Raw genomic sequence first — 22,725 nt, 5'->3', positions numbered from 1 at the left:
ATAATAAATGAGAAGAGTTAAATTATACAATCCATTTAAAAGCCGAATGATCGATGAAAAACTCATTCGGGAGCATTTGGCTTTGGAGAGAACGAAATTAGCAAACGAGCGAACACTGCTCTCTTACATTCGTTCTTCATTATATCTTTTTATTGGAGGATTAGCAATTTTACAGATCAAGGAATATGAGCATGTTCAATGGCTAGGGTATTTATCTTTATTCATTTGCATTGTATTCATATCTATTGGTATCTACCGGTATATTCATCTTAACAGAAAACTTCGGAAATTATTACAGCCCGATGATAAGGATAATTCTAAAAATGAAGAGTTTGAACCCGATCTATAACCATAATTAATTTAACTGATATTGCAATCTGTAGTTCATTATTCACTTCATTTTCTCGCTATAGGGATTATTGCATATTTGTATGATAAGAAAAATTGGAATCAAAACTGGTTGATTCTAGCTCTCACCATGTTGGTAGATATAGATCATATTTTTGCCACACCATTATTCGATCCAAATAGATGTGGAATTGGCTACCATCCTTTACACTCTGGAATTCCGATATTCATTTACTTTGCTGGGATGTTCTTAATTAAGAATAGAGTCTTAAAATTGATCTTTATTGGCTTATTCTTTCATATGATCACTGATTTTATTGATTGTCTATGGATGTTTTCAGAATGTAACGACTGCTATTTAAAGTCTGAGTTTTACAATTGGATTCAATTTTTCAAAAATTAAAAAACCCTACAACTTTCGCTATAGGGTTTCTTTTCATCCTTCCTTCTTGTTGAGGTAGGATATTTCTTCTTCCTTAAGCAAGCGAGATCTAATAATAAAACGTTTGCCTAAAGGGATCTCCAGAGAAAAACTTGCTCCTCGCCCATTGGTGAGATCTACAGTGAGATGTGTATGTTTCCAATATTCAAACTGATCATGGCTCATATAAAATGGAACCCCAGAAACTTCTCCTAAGAAAATATCATTATCGTCTATATAGAAATCTTCTTTAGGTAATAGCATTGGAGAGGATCCGTCACAACATCCACCACTTTGGTGAAAGATCACTTCCCCGTGTTGTTGCTTCAGTTTTTCTACTATCTCTGCAGCTTCCTCTGTTATTTCCACCCTTTTAAATTCCATAGTTGTCAATTTTCTAAAAGAAACCTAGTTTCTTTTTATCATAAGAGATCAACATGTTTTTGGTTTGTCTGTAATGATTAAGCATCATTAAATGATTCTCACGACCAAAACCAGATTTTTTATAACCTCCAAAGGGCGCATGTGCTGGATAATCATGATAACAATTCACCCATACTCTACCAGCTTTGATAGCACGAGGGATTTGATAAAGTTGATGCGCATCTCTGGTCCAAACTCCAGCTCCTAATCCGTATAAGGTGTCGTTGGCAATTTCAATGGCTTCGGCTTCATCTTTAAAGGTACAAACTGCAACCACAGGCCCAAAGATCTCTTCCTGAAAAACGCGCATTTTATTATGTCCCTTTAAAATAGTTGGCTGTATATAGAATCCATTAGAAAGGTCTCCATCTAATTTTTTAGCTCCACCACCTGTTAATACTTCTGCACCTTCTTCTTTTCCTATTTCAATATAAGATAAAATCTTTTCATGCTGATCATTAGAAGCCTGAGCTCCCATCATGGTGTTCATATCGAATGGATCTCCCATTTTTATAGCTTCAGTTCTGGCGATCACTTTTTCAATAAACGCATCATAAATGTCTTCCTGAATTAATAATCTCGATGGAGCAGTACAAACCTCCCCTTGATTGAAGGCAAATAGAACAGCACCTTCTATACATTTATCAAGAAAATCATCATCATGATCCATGATACTGCTAAAAAAGACATTTGGAGATTTTCCTCCCAATTCCATAGTAACCGGATTCAAATTCTTTGAAGCATATTGCATAATTAACTGACCTGTAGTAGTTTCTCCTGTAAAAGCCACTTTATCTACTTTACCACTGGAAGCTAAAGGTTTTCCAGCTTCCGGACCAAAACCATGGATCACATTAAACACACCGGGAGGTAAAAGATCACCTATTTTTTCAGCAAGAAAAGTTGCAGATGCAGGAGTTTGTTCTGCAGGTTTTAAAACCACACAATTTCCTGATGCTAATGCGGGAGCAACCTTCCAGGCAAGCATTAAAAGTGGAAAATTCCAGGGAATTATTTGTGCCACAACTCCTAGAGGTTCTCTTATTATTAAAGAAACCGTGTTCTCATTAAGTTCTGATGCCGATCCTTCTTCAGCTCTAATAACCGATGCAAAATATCTAAAGTGATCTACCGCAAGTGGCACATCTGCATTCACCGTTTCTCTTATCGCTTTACCGTTATCTGCAGTTTCCATCTGTGCAAATTCATTTAAATTTGCTTCAATAACATCTGCTATCTTATTTAAGATTGTAGACCTCTCCGCAACCGAGGTTTTTCCCCAAGCATCTTTAGCATTATTAGCAGCTTCAATGGCTTTTTTCACATCGCTTTCTTTAGAACGAGGATATTTGGCTAATAATTTATTATCTATTGGAGAGTGGTTTTCGAAATACTCCCCATCATCTGGAGCTTCAAATTTTCCATTTATAAAGTTGCCGTATTTTTCTTTGAACTTTGGTTTTGAATAATTCATAGTGTCTTTATTAAAATTTATTGATTATAAATTTCTATATTTAAACTTATAAAAAATTGAACTTTTCTACTTAAGACTATTACATTTCTATCAATTTCATAATTTTAGAATACCTTGAATACAAATTTGTTAAAATACAAGAGTTCCAGAAAACTAAATACTTTTATAGAAAATAGAACTATTTATAGTGCAGATCATGCAGAACTTAATGTATTCGAAACTCAACAAGCTGCTGAAAAAGTAGATCTGCAATTTGGATTTCCAATTATTGCGAGTATGCTTACCGGAAAAAAAGTAATGCATCTTAAGAATAAAGATCCCTTTGAATTTTATCCAGGAGAATCGGTTGTTTTGCCTGCCAATGAAAAAATGCTTATCGATTTCCCATTAGCAACAATAGAAAAACCAACCCACTGTTTGGCCTTAGGAATAGATCCCGATAAAATAAAAGAAACAGTTGAACTATTCAATGAAAACACCCGAATAGAATTTGAAAACGACGCACATAATTTCGACACCAACTCCATACATTTAAATAATAACGAACAAGTTCAATTAGTTTTGAACAGGATCTTTCAAACCTTTTTAAGTGGAAATAAAGCTAAAGATGTTTTGGTAGATCTTATGGTAAAAGAGTTAATTATACGATTACTGCAAACTAAGGCCAAATTGATGTTGGTGGATAATACCACGCTTTTCGATAATAATAGAATGGCATTTATCGTAAAATACATGAGAGATCATCTTACCGAAAACATTTCTGTAGATAAACTTGCTAGTAAAGCTTGTATGAGCACTTCTAACTTTTATAGAACCTTTAAAAACACCTTAGGTGAATCGCCAATAGATTATTTAAATGCTGAACGCATTAAATTTGCAAAACGACTCATACAAAATACCAACTATAAATTTGCAGATATCGCATTTAAATCTGGGTTTAATAATATTAGTTATTTCAACCGACAATTTAAAAGACTGGAAAAGATCACCCCGAACCAATATCGCAGTTTATTTAATTCTTAATAAAATTTCCAGATTAATTTAAATCTTTTAATTCCCAGTAGCGATTTCTGCCAAATTGGATAATGCTGTAGAAATTTGCTCTAATACTTCGTCATTCTCTTCAATCAAATGTCTGGAAGCAAGATAATATGGATCATTATAAGATATATTCACGGTTCCGTCTTCAGATTCCCAAACCAATATTTTCTGAGGTAGGTCTAAACCTATAGATTGTTTATTTTGCATTAATGGAGACCCTAAATTTGGATTTCCGAAAATAATGATCTTGGTTGGCCTTAACTCTAAACCTACACTAGCTGCATTTAATTGATGGTCTAATTGTGCAACAATACTTAAATTTTCATTTGAGGCAATCGCATTTTCTAAAGCGCTGTAAGTAGATTCAAAATCCTGAGTACTTTTAACTGTAATAATCCCTTCTTTAAATTCTACGGATAAATCTGTAGCGCGTTTAATTTCTGAAGAAGTAGCTGCTTTTGTTAAATTCCCTAAAGCCGTTGAAATCTGCGGTAAAGTGTTAACACCCTGAAGACCATGTCTGGTTTCCAAATAAGAAACACTATTGAAAATTGCATAAACCGTATTATCTGAATTTTGAAAAAACAATACTTTTTGTGGTAAATCCAAACCCGCGAGTTGATTTTTTTGCATTAAAGGAGTTCCAAGCAAAGGATTTCCAAAAAATACGATTTTCGTTGGATTAACAACACGACCTGTAGTTCTGGCATTTGCTGCATGATCTACTTCTGCAACAATAGAAATAGCATTATTGGCATTCAGAGAATCTATAAAAATGGCATAGGTGTTAGTAAAATTATTTTTGCTTTCAGAATATTTTGTACCAGTGATATTAATTTCTTCAGAAGAAAGAACAACATCTCCTGGATCGTCATCATTGCATGAATTTAAAATAAACAGGAAACTAAATAGCGATATAAATTTGATCATTTTTAATATATTTTCGATTAATATAGCTCAAAAGCTTTTTTGTAGCTTCATCTTTATAAATCTTTAACCCTCTATGTTAAAAATGTTGAAATATAATGTCGATTGAATGCTTTGTTAGAATTAGAGAATCAGCAATATTTATCCTAAAACTTGTATCTTTACCAGCTTTAAATTACTTTCATCAGCCTCAAAAATAAATAGCAACAAATAATAATATATGCACGTAGCCATTGCAGGAAATATAGGATCTGGGAAAACCACCCTCACAAAGTTATTAGCAAAACATTATAAATGGGAACCACAATATGAAGATGTTTTAGAAAACCCTTATCTCGAAGATTTTTACAATAAAATGGAACGTTGGTCTTTTAATCTTCAAATATATTTTCTAAATAGTAGGTTTAGACAAATACTACAGATTAGGGAAAGTGGACAAAAGATTATTCAGGATAGAACCATTTATGAAGATGCTCATATTTTTGCGCCTAATCTTCATGCCATGGGTTTAATGCCAAATAGAGATTTCGAAAATTACAGATCACTTTTCGATCTAATGGAAAGTGTGGTGGAAGGCCCTGATCTTCTAATATATCTAAGAAGCAGCATTCCAAATTTGGTTTCACAGATACATAAACGCGGGCGAGAATATGAAAATTCTATATCTATTGATTATCTTAGTAGACTGAATGAACGTTACGAAGCTTGGGTTCATACATATGATAAAGGGAACTTGCTCGTTATAGATGTAGATAATATAAATTTTGTAGACAATCCGGAGGATCTGGGAGATATCATTAGCAAGATTGACGCTCAACTACACGGGTTATTTTAATTTTTGATGACAATGGAGGCTACCAAACATAAAAGACCGAAACACAAGGGCTCTGCCAAACTTTTTAAAAATCCTATTTTAGAAAAGCTTACGCACACCCACATTGCTGCACCTTTAATTATTTTTACTGTGATCTCTGCCATTCTAATATATTTTGGGATCGTAGAAAAAGGCTTTGAAGTACCAAGTATGATCTTGCTTTTCTTAGGCGGATTGTTCTTTTTTACATTTATAGAATACTTAATGCATAGGTATTTATACCATTTGCCAGTTACTAATCCTAAAAGAGAAAAATTTGTTTATACCATGCATGGTGTACATCACGATTTTCCGAAGGATAAGGATAGATTGGCTATGCCCCCAGTTTTAAGTTTGATCTTGGCCACCATTTTCTTTGTGATCTATAGAAGTGTTATGGGAGATTATGCCTTTGGATTCCTTGCTGGATTCTTGATGGGATATACTGCATATTTAGGTGTTCACTATTCTGTACATGCATTTAAAGTCCCTAATAACTTTTTGAAGATCTTATGGCATCATCATAGTATTCATCACTATAGAGAGCCAGATAAGGCTTTTGGAGTATCCTCCCCACTTTGGGATGTGATATTTAGAACAATGCCTAGAAAGGCTCCTGTAGAACAGCAATCCACCCACTAAAATTATATCTAAATCCCCGCTATAAAAAGAATAGTGGGGATTTATTTTTCTACTTAATAAACCCCATTTCCCGGGCGTGTTCCTCTGCATCTATAGAATTATCTACCATCAATATAGGTGTGGTTTCAAATTCTGTTACAATACTCTTTACCCTGTTCATTTGTCGTTTATGATTTACACTTCTTAAATAGATTGCTAAAATTCTATTAGGATACTGTGCAGCAATATCTGTATAAATGGAAGCGTCATGCTCCCCGCTATCACCAATTAAAATGAACTTAAGTTCCGGATACGTATTTAAAATATTGATAATCTCTTTTTGTTTATGAGGTTTCTCCGGCTTAATAGACCTATCGAAAGGGGTACGGAAATTTCGAAGCAACATTGGTCCCTTCGGAAATTTATTATAATCCATGAATAGCTTTAAATATTGATATAAATTCCACGGACTATTACTAATATAAAAAACCGGATTCTTATTGTCTGCATTTCTTCCTAGGTGAAGTTTCTTATAGAATTCTGCAGCACCTTTAAATGGAATCCTTTTATATGCATTGGTAAGTAAAGAATTTTTAACCAGCCTCCATTTTAAAAATGAGGTAACTCCAGTATGAATAATAGTATCATCTATATCGCTAATAATACCATATTCAGCTTTAATATCTGGAATTAATACTTCCCCTTGGAAATGCTTCCTTTCTTCTGAAGGTGTGGAATCTTCGCTTTTTCTAAATAATAAATTAACTGTCACCCAACCTTCTTCATTGGCTATTGTTGATAGATCTTTTTCGAAAGTTTGTTCAAAAAGAAAATAGCCCTCACTATCTGCTTCAGTTTTAAGGTCTAGAAAATCTGGAATATTTAATTCTATTTTCGCGTGAGGAATTTCAAAGCTATCAAATTGTTTATAGGTAGTTTTAAGGGTATTAAAAAAAGAATGATCTTGTACAATTTCCAGAGGAATATCATCTAAGGCTCTTCCCAAAAGATAAAGATGGTTCCTAGTACCGTAGCTTCTATAGGGTGTAATTAAAACATTTTCAATTTTCTTATTACTAAATAATCTTTTTATTCTTCTAAGCATTCCTTCAATTTAGTTCTAGATCTTAATAGAAAGGTAATTTACCAATATTCAAATATTTGTAATGTAATTGTAGAAGATTTTAGTTAAACTTTAAGAGCATCTATGGAGATTTGGGTTAAATATCGCAACACATATAATCTTCATTATAACTACTCTCTCATCTTTATAACTTAACACTTTGTTCACTAAAATTAGATTTTAATTATCAAGTATTTAACTAAAAGACAATCCCTTACTTTTTAAATTAGTTTCTATAACCATTAAAATATATTATTATGAAAAATCTAGAAGAATTATTTGAACATCAGTTGAAAGATCTATACAGCGCAGAAGATCAATTAATTACTGCCTTACCAAAAATGGTAAAAGCTTCTCACGATTCACAATTAAAAAAAGCTTTTGAAGGTCATTTGGAGGAAACGAAAACTCATAAACAACGCATTGAAGAGATCTGCAAAGAACTTTCTATTAAACCTACAGGAGAAAAATGTAAGGCAATGGAAGGTTTGATTAAGGAGGCTCAATCTATGATTGATGAAAAGGCAGATCCAGAAGTTAAAGATGCTGGGTTAATTGCCGAAGCTCAACGTGTAGAACATTACGAGATCTCTGGTTATGGAACTGCAGTTCGTTTTGCGAAAGAATTAGGCCATGACAGCATTGCAAAAAAGCTTCAGAAAACATTGGACGAAGAATACTCGGCAGACCAGAAATTAGATGATCTTGCAGAAAAGCGTCTAAATAAAAAAGCGAAGGTGTAATAAATAAAAAGTTTTATTTTGTAAAAAGCTCTCTATGAAAATATCATGGAGAGTTTTTTGTTTAGGAAATATTCCAATATCAAAATGGATTTATTCCAAAAAATGTTATATTTGGTTATGGGTACAGATATAACACTTGAAATAAAACGTTTTAAAGAAATTCGCGACGATCATAATTACACTCAAAGTGAATTTGCAGAACTCTTAGGGATTAAAAATTCCACTGCCGATATTGAGCGCGGGCGCACTAAACTTTCAGGAAAAGTGGTTGCTGAATTACTAAGTCAATTTGGAGTGAATCCTTTATGGTTATTTGGTGATAGTGCACAAAAATTCTTACAAATAAACAAAGGGGATGTTAGTCCAAAAGTGATCACCGTTAACAGTGGCGAGGAAGAAAATATAATTTTAGTTAATCAAAAGGCTGCTGCCGGTTATCCTCATAACGTTCAGGATGTAGAGTGGTACCAACAATTACCTGCTTTTGATATTCCTTTACCCGAATATAGAAATGCTTCCTATAGAGGTTTTCAAGTAGAAGGAGATAGTATGATGCCAAACTTAAGACCTGGAGAATGGGTTTTAGGAAAAGGCATTCCATCCATAACAGAAATTAGTAGTAATAAGATATATGTAGTAGTTCTTTATGATTCAGTTCTTGTGAAAAAGATTAAAAAACTAGACGACCCTTTTAAAGTTGTACTTATTTCAATAAATGAAGAATATGCACCTGTAGAAGTTAAAATAAGTGATATTCAAGAATTGTGGCAAGTGAACAGCAAACTTACATTTAGCATAGATGCCACCTCAGAAAGTGGTCTTCTTAGGCAATTACAAGAATCGATGGAAGAATTAAAGAGTGAATTTAAAACTTTTAAGCACTAAAAAAATCCATCTTGGTTAGAGATGGATTTTAAAATATATTAGTTGATTTTTTTAATGCTAATCTACAGCATCTTCAACATCATCAGCTACTTTCTCAACACCAGATTTTTCTTCTCGGCAAGAGGTTAACACGATACTAGAAGTAAAAGTTAAAGCTAGTAAAAAAATGATTTTTTTCATAATTTAAGGTTTAGTGGTTGTTGTAAATACCTGACTATCTCTAATCAGATTGTTGCTAAATTTTTAAAATGATATTTATAGCTGTTATAGCTAAAAACTACATATCATCTGTTCCTTCAACCTCAGCTTCAACTTCGTTAGCTGCTTTTTTTACTGCATCTCCTGTTTCATTGGCTGCATTTTCAATAGCATCACCAGTATCATTAGCTGCGTCTTCCAAGTCGTTACCTACATCATCCATATCATCATTAACATCATCCATGTCGTCCATGTCATCACTCATTTCCATATCATCACTTTCTTTCTTTGTATCTCTACAAGAGGTAAAAAAAGCGGTTAGCGTAAATGCTGTTGCTAATACTAAAATTGATTTTCTCATAAGTTTAATTTTATAGTTATTGGTTTGTCAAGTAATTATCTATATAAATATATATAAAAAAGGATAAAATCCTAAATTTCACTAAAATTGATTTCTTTAATTGTCATCACCAATTTCATCAATTCTCTTATCCACTTCTTTATTAACTTCCTTATCTACCTCTTGGGCTGTTCTTTCTAATATTCCTTTGCGTTCCTCTACAGGCTCAGCTTTTTCGGTTTCAACTCTAACTTCTTTTACTACAACCGTTTCTTTTTCAGCAGTGTCTCTACATGAAATAAGCGATGTAGCACCTGTTAAAATTAAAGCTGTCAAATAAATTACTCGTTTCATATATTTTGTATTATAATTTAATCTTCGAAATTACTATTTAATTGAATGTGGCAATTATATTTTTAGAATATTTTAATAAAAAGCTTAAAAAATTCAGTAAACAAAGTTAATTTTCCTCCATTTTAACATAATTATTTTCTAAATAAGCACTTATCAATTTCGTCGCTCCTACATTATGCTCAATATATTGCTTAGATATATTGCCCGTTTTATGCCTAAACTCCGAATCTCTTATCAGCTTCTCAAAAATATTAATAAGCTCAAATTTTGAATTCACCGAATATAAACCCTTAACCGCTTTCAACTTAACAGCTTCTGGGAATTTATCTAGATTCGGTCCTGTAATGATAGGAATTCCAAATGTCGCTGGTTCTAAAATATTATGAAGTCCAGTGGTTCCAACAGCGCCACCCACATAAGCTATATCTGCATAACTATAGATCTTTGTTAATAAACCTATAGTATCTATAATCATAATATCATAATCAGATAATTGTTTACCATCTTTTTCTGAATAAAGGATTGAGGGACTTGAGATCGCTTTTTGAAAACTCCTAATGCGATCACGGTCTATGGAATGTGGGGCAATAATGATCTTCACATTCAACTTATTTTGCACTATAAATTCTTTTAGAAAAGATTCATCTTCAGTCCAGGTACTACCAGCAACAATACACAATTCACCATCTATAAACTCCTCAATAAATTCTAATTTGTTGTTTTGCTGAAGCTGATTGGCAACCCTATCAAATCTTGTATCTCCGCTTACCTTAACATTGTAGAATCCAATAGAATTAAGCAGTAATTTAGATTTTTCATTCTGAACAAAGAAATAATCGAAAGCTTCTAAAGGTTTTCTAAACCAATTATTATTCATTTTAAAAAATAGTTGATCTTCTCTAAATCCTCCAGATATCAAAACAGTTTGAATATTTCTTCTATTTAGTTCATTTAAAATATTTGGCCAGAACTCATATTTCACGAAAATTGTAAGTTCTGGATGTACATAATCTAAAAATAATTTCGCATTCTTAGCTGTATCCAAAGGGAGATAAATAACTAGATCTGCTAGAGGTGAATTTTTCTTGATTTCATAACCAGAAGGTGAGTAGAAACTCACTAGAATTTTATGCTTAGGAAATAGTTCCTTAACTCTCTTCATTACAGGAACTCCTTGTTCATATTCCCCTAAGGAAGCCATATGAAACCAGATAACCCGATCTTCCTTATGGATCTGAGATCTTAATAATGAAAAGGTGTTTTTCCTTCCCTCCACAAATAATTTCATTTTAGGGCTGAAAAATTTTGAGATAGGGATCAGTTTTTCAACCAACCATATTAGTATGTTATAAAGTGTTTGCAAGCCTTTTAATTTGATTGCTAAAATACCTCTTTCCTAAAAATTGCATTGGTGGTAGGAGCTATATTTTGTATTTTCGTAGCACTTCAATAAAAATTAGATGAAAAAGATACAAATGGTTGACCTTCAAGGTCAATATGACTCCATAAAAGATCAAATTAACAACTCTCTTCAAGAAATAATGAACACTTCAGCATTTATTAATGGTCCTGAAGTTCAAAATTTCCAAAAAGAATTAGAACAATATTTAGGTGTAAAGCATGTAATTCCTTGTGCAAATGGAACAGATGCACTGCAAATAGCGATGATGGGATTGGGTTTAAAACCCGGAGATGAAGTAATTACTGCAGATTTCACCTTTGCAGCGACTGTAGAAGTTATTGCATTATTACAATTAACTCCAGTATTAGTAGATGTAGATCCAAAAACCTTTAATATAGATCCGGAAGCGATTAAAAAAGCGATTACTCCAAGAACCAAAGCGATTGTTCCCGTCCACTTATTTGGCCAAACCGCCGATATGGATGCTATTATGGAGATTGCAGCAGCTCATAACTTATTTGTGATCGAAGATAACGCCCAAGCCATTGGAGCCGATTTCCATTCTAAAGAAGGAAAAACCTTCAAAACAGGAACTATTGGTCATGTAGGTTCTACTTCGTTTTTTCCATCGAAGAATTTAGGATGCTATGGAGACGGAGGAGCAATTTTTACAAATGATGACGATCTAGCACATACTTTACGAGGAGTTGTAAATCACGGAATGTACGAACGCTATCATCACGATGTAGTAGGAGTGAATTCTAGATTAGATAGTTTTCAGGCAGCAGTACTTAGAGCGAAATTACCAAAATTAGATATCTATAACGAGGCAAGAAAAGCAGCTGCTTTTAGGTATGATGATGCATTTGGTAACGCAGAAAACATTATTGTTCCTCATAGAGCTGGAGATTGCGACACCCATGTTTTTCATCAATACACTTTAAAGATCACCAATGGAAAACGTGATGAGTTGGTAAAACATTTAAATGAACAAGGAATCCCTTGTGGAGTATATTATCCAATTCCTTTACACAATCAAAAGGCCTATAAGGATTCCAGATATAACGAAGCAGATTTCCCAGTGACAAATCAATTAATAAAAGAAGTGATCTCCTTGCCTATGCACACAGAGTTGGACGTAGATCAAATAGATCATATTACTAAAACTATTATTGAATTTGTAAATAATTAAAATGAATCTATGAAGAAATTATTATCGGTAGTTTACGGAATTATATTTGCTTCAACTATAAATGCTCAGGATATTTATATTCAAAGCGGAAAAATAGTAGACACGAAAAATGGAAAAATTCTTACTGAGAAAACAATTATCGTTTCTGGAGAAAGAATTAAAAGTGTGGAAGATGGATATATTCAGCCAAAAAATGAAGATGATAGTTTAATAGATCTAAGAGAAATGACTGTGCTACCTGGATTTACAGATATGCATGTGCATATGGAAAGCGAATCTAACCCTGGAGCATATTTGGAACCATTTACTTTAAACGATGCAGACATATCTTTTAATTCCTTAAGCTTCGCAAAAGCAACGCTCATGGCTGGGTTTACAACAGTAAGAGACCTTGGTGGGAGCGGCGTGAATATAGCTTTAAGAAATGCTATAAATAAAAGAAAAGTTATAGGTCCAAGAATCTTTACCGCGGGCAAATCCCTAGCTACAACTGGCGGTCATGCAGATCCTACTAATGGTTTTAACCGAGAATTAATGGGAGATCCAGGGCCAAAAGAAGGAGTGGTTAATGGGGTTGAAGATGCTAAGAAAGCGGTAAGACAACGTTATAAAAATGGAGCAGATCTAATAAAGATCACTGCTACCGGTGGCGTACTTAGTGTTGCCAAATCCAGTTCTAATCCTCAGTTTTCTATTGAAGAAATAAAGGCGATCACAGAAACTGCAAAAGATTATGGATTTCATGTAGCAGCACATGCCCATGGGGATGAGGGAATGCAGCGCGCAGTGAAAGGTGGTGTAAAGACTATAGAGCACGGGACTTTAATGAGTGAACAAACCATGGATTTAATGAAAGAATATAATGCCTATTTAGTCCCAACCATTACAGCAGGAAAAGAAGTTTCGGAAAAAGCCAAAATTGAAGGATATTATCCAGCGATCATTGTTCCAAAAGCCTTAGAGATAGGACCGAAAATTCAGAATACATTCAGTAACGCATATAAGAGAGGTGTTGGAATTGCCTTTGGCACAGATGCAGGTGTTTATCCTCATGGACAAAATGCCAAAGAATTTGGCTTTATGGTAGAAGCGGGAATGCCAGCTATGGCTGCCATACAAAGTGCAACCATTACTCCAGCACAAATTTTAAATATGAAAACCGAATCGGGACAACTCGCTGCAGGTTTTTATGCAGATATTATTGCAGTAAAAGAAGATCCAACTAAAAACATTAAGATATTAGAAGACGTGAGCTTTGTAATGAAAGAAGGAAAAGTTTATAAAAGTCTTTAAATTTTTATAATAGAATAAAAAATCCCTCAGCATAATATGTTGAGGGATTTTTTTGTGGGTAGATTTAAACGTTTATCGTGTTTGAATTTTAATATTTTCAGAAATCAAATTCCCATCTACAGTAATACCTTCTATAAATAGTGATATTTGAGATTGGTTAGTATTAGAAATTTTGAAACTAACATTCCCGTTTTGCTCAATACTTAAATCCGAAATCCAATCTATCACTCCGAAGTCACTATAGGTTTCATTGGAATATGAAGAATATTTTGGAGCGTAAAATTTCTTTTCTTTCGCAAATCCATTGGATGTAATTATTTCACTTATAGTTTCATGAGAATTTACTACCCGATTTTTAGTTCTTGTTACTATTTTAATCACTCCACCCCCAGCACGCATTCCATATCCTATTCCAAGTTTACTTATAGTAATACTCTCAAGATCCTCCATCATTAAGTATTCTAATTGCCTAGGTGATCCATTAGGAAAACCATTCCAATAAATTAAGGGTGTATTTAATTCTGCATCCATAGAAAATGGGATTTTATTTTTAATAAAAAGCTCCCCGAAATCATTATAATATACCATAAAACCATGTTGCGAGATATAATCTGTAACATACATATATCGTTGATATACTTTATCCGTCACTTCAACATATATATCATTAGCCCTAACAGCCTCTCTTGGCACCTCAAATTCTAGTATGTAACCTTTTAAATTAACGGTGTCCAAGACTTGAGCATCAATGATGAATTCATTAAAGTTAGACCTGGTCTCAATAGTTGTATTTAAATATTTATATTTATTTTCAAGCTCTAAACTGGATTGTGTTTTGTTTGGAGTAATATTCGCATAGATGGAAGGCTTTGTAATTCTACCCTTTCTATCGTTAATTAAGCCATAAGAAAGTGCTGTACTATCCAGTATATAAATATTCTTGAGTATAAATGAATCATCATCATTCACTTCTACAACCTCAAATAATCCAGTTTCTTCAGACTTTACAAACATCGTATTTTCCTTCTTATCGTTTCGACCACTTATTTCACCTTCAATTGTAAAACCCCTTTCTGCTATCATCAATTCTTTAGGAGGATCATTATAAATAGAAGTCCAATTAAATTTACTCCAACCTTGGGTTATCAACAATAAATCCAAATCATATTGCAGTTTTCGAGAGCTTGTATCGGAAAAATAGTATTCGCCATTAACTAAATCTCCATTTATATATGGTTTCAAATAAAAGGCAGAGAGAATATTATGCTTTGGATTATAGGCTTTTGTAGTACCTGGTAAAACTGATATACTTAAGGAGTTATTTTTAATAAGACCTTCAGAATTTAAATTAATTCTAACAGAATCTGAAGCAACTCCATTTACTTGTGCATTTACTCGAATTCTTCTAAGATTTTTATCATTAAAAAACAATCTTTCTAATAATGGATTAAAATCTTCATCGAAGATAGTAATCGTATTAATTCCAGAATAAAGAGAATCCTTACTTATTTTTAAACTCGCTTCTAACTTGTTTTTAGGAAATTGAAATGTAAAATCTTTTATGTTTCCATCTTTATGTATAGCGGCGTAAAACACTTTATCCTCTACAAGATCTTTAGATTCCTTATTGGTGTTTACCTTGAAGATAAATTGCTCATCTAAATTATTAGCAATAATATTAAATCCTCTCTGTTCTGCTTTTGGTAAAGCTGCACTCACTTTTTCTCCATCTATTGTGGAAACCTCAACACGATAATCTCCCTTCGATCTAGGTAGAAAAGTGAATTTAGATAATCCAAACTGATTGGAATTAAAAGTACTAATAAGCTTCATTTCTGAATCTAATAATTTAGCCTCAGTAAAAACCACTGAATTTCCATTAGAATCAATCAATTTCACACCAATAGTGTTCCAAACATCTGTAAGTAAATGCCCACCTTCCGGTAGAAGCTGAAGATCAAAGCTTTTTTCCTTTACATTATCGTTTTTAATACTAGAACCAAGAATTTCAAAGGATTGTACGAATGAAAGGTCTTCCTTAAAATTCTTCATATATTGGGTAGAGGCCTTTATAAAATATTTACCTTCAGGATAAATATCTTTATTAAGATCAAGATAGCCACCACCCTTACCCCCAGCAATTAATACAGTTTTAGATTCAATAAAATCCCCAGCGTCATCAAAAATTTCTAAATTAAGATTAACAGTTTGCTGGTTGGGAGAATTTAAAGTAGCATTATACACATATGCAGAGAGCCATAAATTCTCACTTTTAATTACCTCTGTTTTATTTAAATGAAGAAATACCAATTCCCGATTAAGCTTGAAATAGTTCGTATAACTTTCTTCAAGATCAGTTATTGCAGTTGGTTTAAATTGAGCAAAAAGATTGAAATTTAGCAATAAAGAAATTGCTACTAAAGTATTTTTTTTCATAATTGTATGATTTTAATCTCGATAGTAGGGACTCGAAATGCAGATTAGGTCTTTTAAAATATTAACAACATTCATGCCTATTCTCTAATTTTTCGATATTTAACTACTTAAAATAATATGAATTTTACAAATTTAAACAGAAAAAGCCCTAAAATTATTTAGAGCTTTTTCTGTTTGTGAACTTAAGGATAACTATATCTTGATCTTTATTTCTTCAGAAATTAAATTTCCGTCTACACTGATTCCTTCAATAAACAAGGAAACTTGAGACTGTAATGTATTCATGAACTTAAAAGTAGCTGTACCATTTTTCTCAAGGCTGAGATCAGAGATCCAATCTATCACCCCATAATCTTTAAATGCTTCATTTGTATAGGAAGTGTATTTTGGAGCATAAAATTCTTTATTTACGGTAAAACCGTTGGTAGTTATAATTTCCAATATAGTTTCTCTTGAGGAGATAGCACCTCCACCTTTACGAGTAGTAATTTCGATTACTCCATTATTACCGGTCATTCCGTAACCCACTCCAGAAGTGCTAATAATAATAGATTCTACTTCAGAAGTTTTAAGATAAACTAAAGGAGAAGTATCGGTTCCTAATCTCATTCCGTTAAAATAAATTTGAGGGATAGGATCTTCATCCGACAATAAAGAGGATGGGCTTCTATTTGCTATTACTAATGAGCCATAACCACCTTGTATTACTTTAAAACCGTGGGCAGCAATATAATCTGTTATAAAAAGGAATCTACTCGCAATTTCTTCTGTAATGGTGACCTCTGGCTTTATTACTCTAAGATCATTTAAGTATTTATCGGCCTTTTTGTTTTCCCCCACTAATATTATAGTATCAAGACTTTCCGTATCCACAATAAAATTATCGAAATTCATTTCCTGCTCAACAACTTTTTTTGAATCTTTAAATGTATATCTCACATTTAATTTAGAAGAAGATTTATCTGGAGATATATTAGCGCTTATAGATGGTTTAGAGATCTTGCTATTCCTGCTATTCATTAAACCGTATGAAAGTGCAGAGCTATCCTGAACATAAATATTCTTAAGAATAAATGTGTCATCTTCCCTCACATTTACGATCTCGAACAAGCCAGTTTCTTCAGATTTTATAAATACGGTATTTTCTTTCTTTTCATTACGACCATTTATTTTACCATTAATAGTAAATCCACTTTCTGGTAAAACCAATTGTTTTGGAGTTTTATTATATATTGAAGACCATTCAAATTTACTCCAACCTTGTGTTAGTAATAAAAGGTCTAGATCATATTCTAATTTTCGAGGATTTGCATCAGAAAAATAATAATCTCCATTATCTATATCTCCATTTATATAAGGTTTTATGTAAAAAGCAGAAAGAATATTGTGCTTTGGATCGTATGCCTTAGAATTGCCTGGTAATACAGATATACTCAAGGAGTTATTTTTAATAACACCTACCGATTTTAAATTTATCTTAACCGAATCCATAATTGGACCACTTACTTGGGCATTTACTCTAACTCTTTTAAGATCTTCATTATTAAAAAATAATCTTTCTAAAAGCGGATTAAAATTTTCATCGAAAATAGTAAGGGTATTAATTCCTGAATAAAGAGAATCTTTGCTCATCTTTAAACTCACTTCCAATTTGTCTTGAGGAAACTGAAATGCAAAATCCTTGATATTCCCATCCTTATGGATGGCAGCATAGAACATTTTATTTTTTACAAGATCTTTTGAAGAGTTATTTGTATTTATCTTAAAGATAAATTGATCCTTCAAATTATTACCTACAATATTTAAACCTTTTAGATCTGCCTTGGGCAGTGTAGCTTTTAATTTTTCTCCATCAACAGTCGTGATTTCCACCTGGTAATCTTGTTGATCTATAGGAAGGAAATTAAATTTAGATAGGCCAAATTGATTAGATTTAAAAGTGCTGATAACATTACTATCTTGATCTAATAATTTTCCTTCGGAAAAAATAACAGAATTTCCATTAGAGTCTATTAATTTCACACCGATGTTATTCCAAACCTCAGCAAGAATATGTCCTCCTTCTGGTAAAAGTTGAAGATCATAGCTTTTTTCCTTTTTCTCCAAACTTTCAGAGCTAGCTCCTAAAATTTCAAAGGATTGCACAAAAGAAAGATCTTCCTGAAAATTCTTCATAAATTTAGTGGAAGCCTTAATCAAATATTTTCCAGCCGGATAGATATCTTTATTAAGGTTGATAAAAGTGGAACCTTTCCCCCCTGCTATTAATACTGTTTTAGATTCTATAAAATTTCCAGATTCAGTAAATATATCCAGATTAAGATTCACAGTTTCACTATTCGGACAATTTAATGCTGCATTATATACATATGCAGAAAGCCATAAACTCTCCTTTTTAATTACTGAAGTTTTGTTTAAGTGAACAAAAACTAATTCCCTATTCAGTTTAAAATAATTGGTATAACTATCTTCTAGATCGCTAAGAGTGGTTGGTTTATATTGGGCAGATACATTTAAAAGTGATAGGCAAGAGATAATAATTAATAAAATGTTTTTCATTTTTAAAATTAAATTATTTTCTAGAGTAGGGCCTAAAAGGGGGTTAGGTTATGTTTATATAATTGCAGAACTCACTTCTGCACTTCGGTCAATTTTCTTCACTAATCCTTGTAACACTTTACCAGGACCTACTTCAATAAATTCTGTTGCGCCATCGGCTATCATATTTTTAACAGAATGCGTCCATTTTACTGGAGCTGTTAATTGGAAAACTAAATTCTTCTTGATCTCCTCTGGATCTGTTACAGCGAACGTACTAACATTCTGATAAATTGGGCAGCTTGGAGTATTAAAAGTAGTTGCTTCTATAGCCTCTGCTAATTCTTTTCTTGCAGGTTCCATCAATGGAGAATGGAAGGCTCCACCTACAGGAAGTATGAGTGCACGCTTTGCTCCTCTCTCTTTTAAAACTTCGCAAGTTTTTTCTACTGCAGCTAAATCTCCAGATATTACTAACTGTCCCGGACAATTGTAATTAGCAGCAACTACCGTACCTTCAATTTCTGCACAAATAGCTTCCACTAGCTCATCTTCCATTCCTAAAACAGCTGCCATAGTAGAAGGCTCTATTTCACATGCTTTTTGCATTGCTAATGCACGCTTATAGACTAATTTTAAAGCTGCTTCAAATTCTAAGGTTTCATTGGCTACCAAAGCAGATATTTCCCCAAGAGAATGTCCTGCAACCATATCTGGTTTAAATGAATTTCCCATCATCTTGCTCATGATCACCGAATGCAAAAATATTGCAGGTTGCGTAACTTTAGTTTGCTTTAAATCTTCAGCAGTACCCTGAAACATGATATCGGTAATGGAAAAACCTAAAATTTTATTTGCCCTTTCAAAAAGTTCTTGAGCTTCTGGATATTTCTCATAAAGATCTAAACCCATTCCTGTAAACTGCGCTCCCTGACCGGGAAATATATATGCTTTCATATTTTCATTTTAATAGGGCTAAAATAGAAATAAAAAAAAAGACCTCAAACATATATGTTAGAGGTCTTTTTTTTTTAAATAATCTCCTGAATTAAAGATTCAATTTCCCTTTTTCTCCTACATCTACTTTATCTCCAGTAATGGTTGCCATACCTTTTTTTAGTAAAGCAATATATTTATTTTGCTTGGTATCCCAATAATAGGCCTCACTTGGCGTGAATTTTATTGCAGTGATGTTCGGGTCGTTTTTATCCTCGAACCAAGCATCATCACTTTTGCTGTAAAGCTCATGTATAATTTCTTTATCTGAATGTATGGTTGCTGAGCCATAAACACTAACAAATTCCATATCTGAATTATCACTATAAATAAGTTGAGTTTTGGAATGCTTAGAAATATTGGAATTATGATCGCTATTTTTTCCGCTTAAAAACCAAATATTCCCAGCTTCATCAACTTTTTTAGTAGACATTGGAATGGCGCTTATTGGCTTAGAATCCAAGTCTGTAAGCATCATACAAAAATCGATGTCCTCCACCAATTTTCTCATTTTCTTTAATGCTTCGGTATTATTTAAATTTTCTGTACTCATCTTTTCTCCTTTTTTTCTTTGCAAGATACCAAGCAAATGAAAGTTAATGAATTAAGGAAAAGCCAATTCTTAATACGATTTTGTTAAGAATTGTGAAAATGAATAATATATCAAGAATTACATTAGCATATGTAGCTATTCATTTCCCATAAAGCAATAATAGAAGAAGAATAATTTGTAATTATCTCCTCACATAAGTTAGATAAGTAAAAGAAAATTTATGCTTTTCATCTTTTTCGTGAAATTCTTCCTTTTCAAGAAGCCAATTCTTTTCATCGATCTCTGGAAAGTAAGTATCAGCCTCAAAAGTCCCATGAACCCTTGTTAGTTCTATCTTATCTGCAACATCCATTGCTAAGTTGTATATTTCACCTCCTCCAATAATAAAGGCTTGTGGATCCCCTTTACTAAATTCCACTGCACGTTCAAGAGAATGCACTGTAACAATTCCCTCTTTTTTGAAATTATCTTTTCTGGTAATAACCACATGTGTTCTATCAGGTAAAGGCTGGGGGAAAGTATCAAAGGTTTTTCGGCCCATTATTATATGATGCCCAGTTGTGAGCTTTTTAAATCGTCTAAAATCATCTGGCAGATGCCATACCAAACCATTATCCTTACCAAGTTCGTTATTTTCTCCTGCAGCTGCAATAATTGTTAGCATCGTTCTAATAGTTTTTATCTGGTGTAGTTGGATCTATAATTTTAGGCTCGGTTTTATCTAAAATAACAGTATTTTCAGGATTCTTTGGCAATGGATAATCCCGATCTACTTTTTGCTGAAGTTCAGCAATACGCTCTTTTTGTTTTGCCACTAATTTTTCTAATTGCTTTTGTTCCCATTCTTTTCCCATAAAACTGCTGGTAACCCAAACATTTATAACATGAATAAAAAAGAAGAAGGACCATGCTAAAATTGCCCAAACGAACCAATTGTATCCTAATGGCATAAAATCTTCTTGATAGCCAATAACTACATTTAGAACTATCAATAGAACAGCACCTACTAAAAAGATTACAAAATGCTGAAACAATCTTTTTTTCTGAAGAGCTCTTGCTCGAGCATTTTCATATAATTGTCGTTGATCTGCATCTAGTTTGGATGCGTTTTTCTTTTTAGAAAACATAATAAAAGGTACTTTAGTGTCTACCAAATTTACAGATTTTTTGTTCTAATGTTAAAACGCTTATGAAGAATTTAAGAAAAGCCTTTCCTGCCTTACGCCAATATGTTTATTTAAATACTGCATCCTGCGGATTAATGTCTGAAAAGGTATTTGAATATCGGCAAGATCATGACTTGGACCTTCTCATTGCCGGAAGCATTTTCAGAGATAAACATGGAGAGGTTCTAGAAAAGGTACGTGAGACGGCGGGAGATTTTTTTAGTTGCGCCCCAAATAGAGTTGGGTTAATTCACAATTTTTCAAGCGGATTCAATACTCTTCTAAGCGGTATAAATAGTTCAAGTAGAATTCTTCTTCTTAAGGAAGATTATCCTTCTATAAATTGGGCAGTGAATTCTAGAGAATTCGATGTGTGCTACGCTAAGATCGATGATAAATTAGAACAAAATATAGAAGAGGCACTTTCAGAAAATAAGCCAGATCTCTTTTGTTTTAGCATTGTTCAATATGAAAATGGGATTAAGCTAAGTATTTCTTTTCTGAAGGAGATGAAAGAAAAATTTCCAGACACTCTTTTCGTGGCAGATGGAACTCAATTTTTGGGTACAGAAAAATTCGACTTTGATGCATCAAAAATAGACGTTGTAATTGCTAGTTGTTATAAATGGATGAATGCAGGTTATGGAAATGCTGTTATGCTATTTCAAGAAGATGTGCCTAAAAAAATAGACCCCAAAAGCTGCGGATTTAACTCCCTACAAGGAAAATATAAGGCGCACGAAGGAAATTTCCTCGGAAAATTTGAGCCAGGACACCAAGACAGCTTGAATTTTGGAAGCATAATGGCTGCTATAAAACTCATAAACTCAGTTGGAATATCGCTTATTGAAGAACGTATAAAACTTTTATCCCAAAAGGCTAAAGAAGAATTTAAAAAACTCGGTTTACTAGAAGATGCTGTTGTAAATAGGGCGCAACATTCTTCTATCTTTAATATAGGAGGAGATGCTAAACTCCTACAATTCTTAAACGATAAAAATATTATATGCTCTCTGAAGGAACCTGGAGTTCGGGTAAGTTTTCACTATTATAACACCGAAGAAGAGATCGATCTTTTAGTAACTGCGCTAAAAGAATATTTTCAAAAATAATTATTCTACAACCTTGATCTCTTTCCAGAAAGCCACATAATTTTTTATTGGTTTTGCAGCATGACTGGTTTGCGGATAATACCAAGCAGAATCTTTATTGATCTCTCCATCTACTTCCACATTATAATAAGATGCTTCGCCTTTCCAAGGACATCTGGAAGTAGTATCGCTTGGTTTAAAATATTCAGACTTTATTGATTCTTGTGGGAAATAATGATTGTTTTCCACCACTTTTGTATCGTTGCTTTCTGCAATTATAGTGTTGTTCCAAATAGCTTTCATATCT

25 protein-coding genes are annotated in these 22,725 nt (G+C 33.0%); 10 read left to right on the top strand and 15 right to left on the bottom strand.

Annotated features, from left to right (window positions below; translation table 11 throughout):
* Positions 1-7 precede the first annotated feature (7 nt).
* Both BC962_RS05355 and BC962_RS05350 read left to right on the top strand, forming a co-directional pair.
* Positions 8-349: a DUF202 domain-containing protein gene (locus BC962_RS05355; protein ID WP_121344832.1), complete on the top strand. Its 342-nt coding sequence runs from the start codon at positions 8-10 to the stop codon at positions 347-349.
* 21 nt (positions 350-370) lie between these two features.
* Positions 371-751: a DUF6122 family protein gene (locus tag BC962_RS05350; protein WP_245984035.1), complete on the top strand. Its 381-nt coding sequence runs from the start codon at positions 371-373 to the stop codon at positions 749-751.
* 33 nt (positions 752-784) lie between these two features.
* Here BC962_RS05350 and BC962_RS05345 read toward each other — a convergent pair whose 3' ends face one another.
* Both BC962_RS05345 and BC962_RS05340 read right to left on the bottom strand, forming a co-directional pair.
* Positions 785-1,153, bottom strand: coding sequence for a DUF779 domain-containing protein (locus BC962_RS05345; protein WP_121344830.1), 369 nt, complete (start codon positions 1,151-1,153; stop codon positions 785-787).
* A 13-nt stretch (positions 1,154-1,166) separates the two neighbouring features.
* Positions 1,167-2,666: an aldehyde dehydrogenase family protein gene (locus BC962_RS05340; RefSeq protein WP_121344829.1), complete on the bottom strand. Its 1,500-nt coding sequence runs from the start codon at positions 2,664-2,666 to the stop codon at positions 1,167-1,169.
* 126 nt (positions 2,667-2,792) lie between these two features.
* Here BC962_RS05340 and BC962_RS05335 point away from each other — a divergent pair, with 126 nt between their 5' ends.
* A complete protein-coding gene (locus BC962_RS05335) occupies positions 2,793-3,689 on the top strand; it encodes an AraC family transcriptional regulator (protein ID WP_317127951.1) in 897 nt (298 codons plus the stop codon).
* A gap of 27 nt (positions 3,690-3,716) precedes the next feature.
* Here the strand turns inward: BC962_RS05335 and BC962_RS05330 are convergent, their stop codons facing one another.
* On the bottom strand, positions 3,717-4,637 hold the full coding sequence (locus BC962_RS05330; protein ID WP_121344827.1) for a DUF302 domain-containing protein: 921 nt from the start codon (positions 4,635-4,637) through the stop codon (positions 3,717-3,719).
* 217 nt (positions 4,638-4,854) lie between these two features.
* Here BC962_RS05330 and BC962_RS05325 point away from each other — a divergent pair, with 217 nt between their 5' ends.
* Together BC962_RS05325 and BC962_RS05320 are read left to right on the top strand one after the other, a co-directional pair.
* Positions 4,855-5,469: a deoxynucleoside kinase gene (locus BC962_RS05325; RefSeq protein WP_121344826.1), complete on the top strand. Its 615-nt coding sequence runs from the start codon at positions 4,855-4,857 to the stop codon at positions 5,467-5,469.
* A 12-nt stretch (positions 5,470-5,481) separates the two neighbouring features.
* The gene (locus tag BC962_RS05320) at positions 5,482-6,129 is read left to right on the top strand and encodes a sterol desaturase family protein (protein WP_183075447.1); all 648 of its coding nucleotides are present in this window, start codon (positions 5,482-5,484) and stop codon (positions 6,127-6,129) included.
* Between the two features lie 49 nt (positions 6,130-6,178).
* On the opposite strand, the gene BC962_RS05315 is transcribed toward BC962_RS05320, so the two are convergent.
* The gene (locus tag BC962_RS05315) at positions 6,179-7,213 is read right to left on the bottom strand and encodes an App1 family protein (protein ID WP_121344825.1); all 1,035 of its coding nucleotides are present in this window, start codon (positions 7,211-7,213) and stop codon (positions 6,179-6,181) included.
* A gap of 275 nt (positions 7,214-7,488) precedes the next feature.
* On the opposite strand from BC962_RS05315, the gene BC962_RS05310 reads away from it, so the two are divergent.
* Positions 7,489-7,974 (top strand): YciE/YciF ferroxidase family protein, encoded by a 486-nt coding sequence (locus BC962_RS05310; RefSeq protein ID WP_121344824.1) that lies wholly within the window; start codon positions 7,489-7,491, stop codon positions 7,972-7,974.
* A gap of 117 nt (positions 7,975-8,091) precedes the next feature.
* Positions 8,092-8,859 (top strand): XRE family transcriptional regulator, encoded by a 768-nt coding sequence (locus BC962_RS05305; RefSeq protein ID WP_121344959.1) that lies wholly within the window; start codon positions 8,092-8,094, stop codon positions 8,857-8,859.
* Positions 8,860-8,916: 57 nt separating this feature from the next.
* On the opposite strand, the gene BC962_RS16550 is transcribed toward BC962_RS05305, so the two are convergent.
* From BC962_RS16550 to BC962_RS05290, 4 genes are all read right to left on the bottom strand, one after another.
* Positions 8,917-9,039 (bottom strand): hypothetical protein, encoded by a 123-nt coding sequence (locus tag BC962_RS16550; RefSeq protein ID WP_262674202.1) that lies wholly within the window; start codon positions 9,037-9,039, stop codon positions 8,917-8,919.
* 97 nt (positions 9,040-9,136) lie between these two features.
* Positions 9,137-9,418 (bottom strand): hypothetical protein, encoded by a 282-nt coding sequence (locus BC962_RS05300; RefSeq protein WP_121344823.1) that lies wholly within the window; start codon positions 9,416-9,418, stop codon positions 9,137-9,139.
* 96 nt (positions 9,419-9,514) lie between these two features.
* Positions 9,515-9,751: a hypothetical protein gene (locus BC962_RS05295; RefSeq protein ID WP_121344822.1), complete on the bottom strand. Its 237-nt coding sequence runs from the start codon at positions 9,749-9,751 to the stop codon at positions 9,515-9,517.
* A gap of 106 nt (positions 9,752-9,857) precedes the next feature.
* Positions 9,858-11,039, bottom strand: coding sequence for a 3-deoxy-D-manno-octulosonic acid transferase (locus tag BC962_RS05290; protein ID WP_121344958.1), 1,182 nt, complete (start codon positions 11,037-11,039; stop codon positions 9,858-9,860).
* Positions 11,040-11,211: 172 nt separating this feature from the next.
* Here BC962_RS05290 and BC962_RS05285 point away from each other — a divergent pair, with 172 nt between their 5' ends.
* Together BC962_RS05285 and BC962_RS05280 are read left to right on the top strand one after the other, a co-directional pair.
* Complete coding sequence (locus BC962_RS05285) at positions 11,212-12,345, top strand: DegT/DnrJ/EryC1/StrS family aminotransferase (RefSeq protein WP_121344821.1); 1,134 nt, start codon at positions 11,212-11,214, stop codon at positions 12,343-12,345.
* Positions 12,346-12,354: 9 nt separating this feature from the next.
* Positions 12,355-13,638, top strand: a complete 1,284-nt coding sequence (locus BC962_RS05280) for a metal-dependent hydrolase family protein (protein ID WP_121344820.1) — start codon at positions 12,355-12,357, stop codon at positions 13,636-13,638.
* A gap of 72 nt (positions 13,639-13,710) precedes the next feature.
* On the opposite strand, the gene BC962_RS05275 is transcribed toward BC962_RS05280, so the two are convergent.
* The 6 genes from BC962_RS05275 to BC962_RS05250 all read right to left on the bottom strand — a co-directional run bounded on the left by BC962_RS05275 (position 13,711) and on the right by BC962_RS05250 (position 21,315).
* A complete protein-coding gene (locus BC962_RS05275; RefSeq protein ID WP_121344819.1) occupies positions 13,711-16,074 on the bottom strand; it encodes a hypothetical protein in 2,364 nt (787 codons plus the stop codon).
* A 192-nt stretch (positions 16,075-16,266) separates the two neighbouring features.
* Positions 16,267-18,633, bottom strand: coding sequence for a hypothetical protein (locus tag BC962_RS05270; protein ID WP_121344818.1), 2,367 nt, complete (start codon positions 18,631-18,633; stop codon positions 16,267-16,269).
* A gap of 54 nt (positions 18,634-18,687) precedes the next feature.
* Positions 18,688-19,569 (bottom strand): ACP S-malonyltransferase, encoded by an 882-nt coding sequence (fabD, locus tag BC962_RS05265; RefSeq protein ID WP_121344817.1) that lies wholly within the window; start codon positions 19,567-19,569, stop codon positions 18,688-18,690.
* 91 nt (positions 19,570-19,660) lie between these two features.
* Positions 19,661-20,161 (bottom strand): pyridoxamine 5'-phosphate oxidase family protein, encoded by a 501-nt coding sequence (locus BC962_RS05260; RefSeq protein ID WP_121344957.1) that lies wholly within the window; start codon positions 20,159-20,161, stop codon positions 19,661-19,663.
* A gap of 181 nt (positions 20,162-20,342) precedes the next feature.
* Positions 20,343-20,825: a dihydrofolate reductase gene (locus tag BC962_RS05255; protein WP_121344816.1), complete on the bottom strand. Its 483-nt coding sequence runs from the start codon at positions 20,823-20,825 to the stop codon at positions 20,343-20,345.
* Positions 20,826-20,829: 4 nt separating this feature from the next.
* Positions 20,830-21,315 carry a 2TM domain-containing protein gene (locus tag BC962_RS05250; RefSeq protein ID WP_317127950.1) on the bottom strand — a complete coding sequence of 162 codons (486 nt, stop codon included), beginning with the start codon at positions 21,313-21,315 and terminating at the stop codon, positions 20,830-20,832.
* Between the two features lie 35 nt (positions 21,316-21,350).
* Between BC962_RS05250 and BC962_RS05245 the strand changes: the two genes are divergently transcribed.
* Complete coding sequence (locus tag BC962_RS05245; protein ID WP_121344814.1) at positions 21,351-22,439, top strand: aminotransferase class V-fold PLP-dependent enzyme; 1,089 nt, start codon at positions 21,351-21,353, stop codon at positions 22,437-22,439.
* On the opposite strand, the gene BC962_RS05240 is transcribed toward BC962_RS05245, so the two are convergent.
* Positions 22,440-22,721 carry a DUF427 domain-containing protein gene (locus BC962_RS05240; protein WP_121344813.1) on the bottom strand — a complete coding sequence of 94 codons (282 nt, stop codon included), beginning with the start codon at positions 22,719-22,721 and terminating at the stop codon, positions 22,440-22,442.
* Positions 22,722-22,725 lie beyond the last annotated feature (4 nt).

The sequence above is a fragment of the Gillisia mitskevichiae genome, from assembly GCF_003634585.1.
In the GTDB taxonomy this organism is placed as follows: domain Bacteria; phylum Bacteroidota; class Bacteroidia; order Flavobacteriales; family Flavobacteriaceae; genus Gillisia; species Gillisia mitskevichiae.
This window is presented reverse-complemented; position numbering and strand designations above follow the sequence as displayed.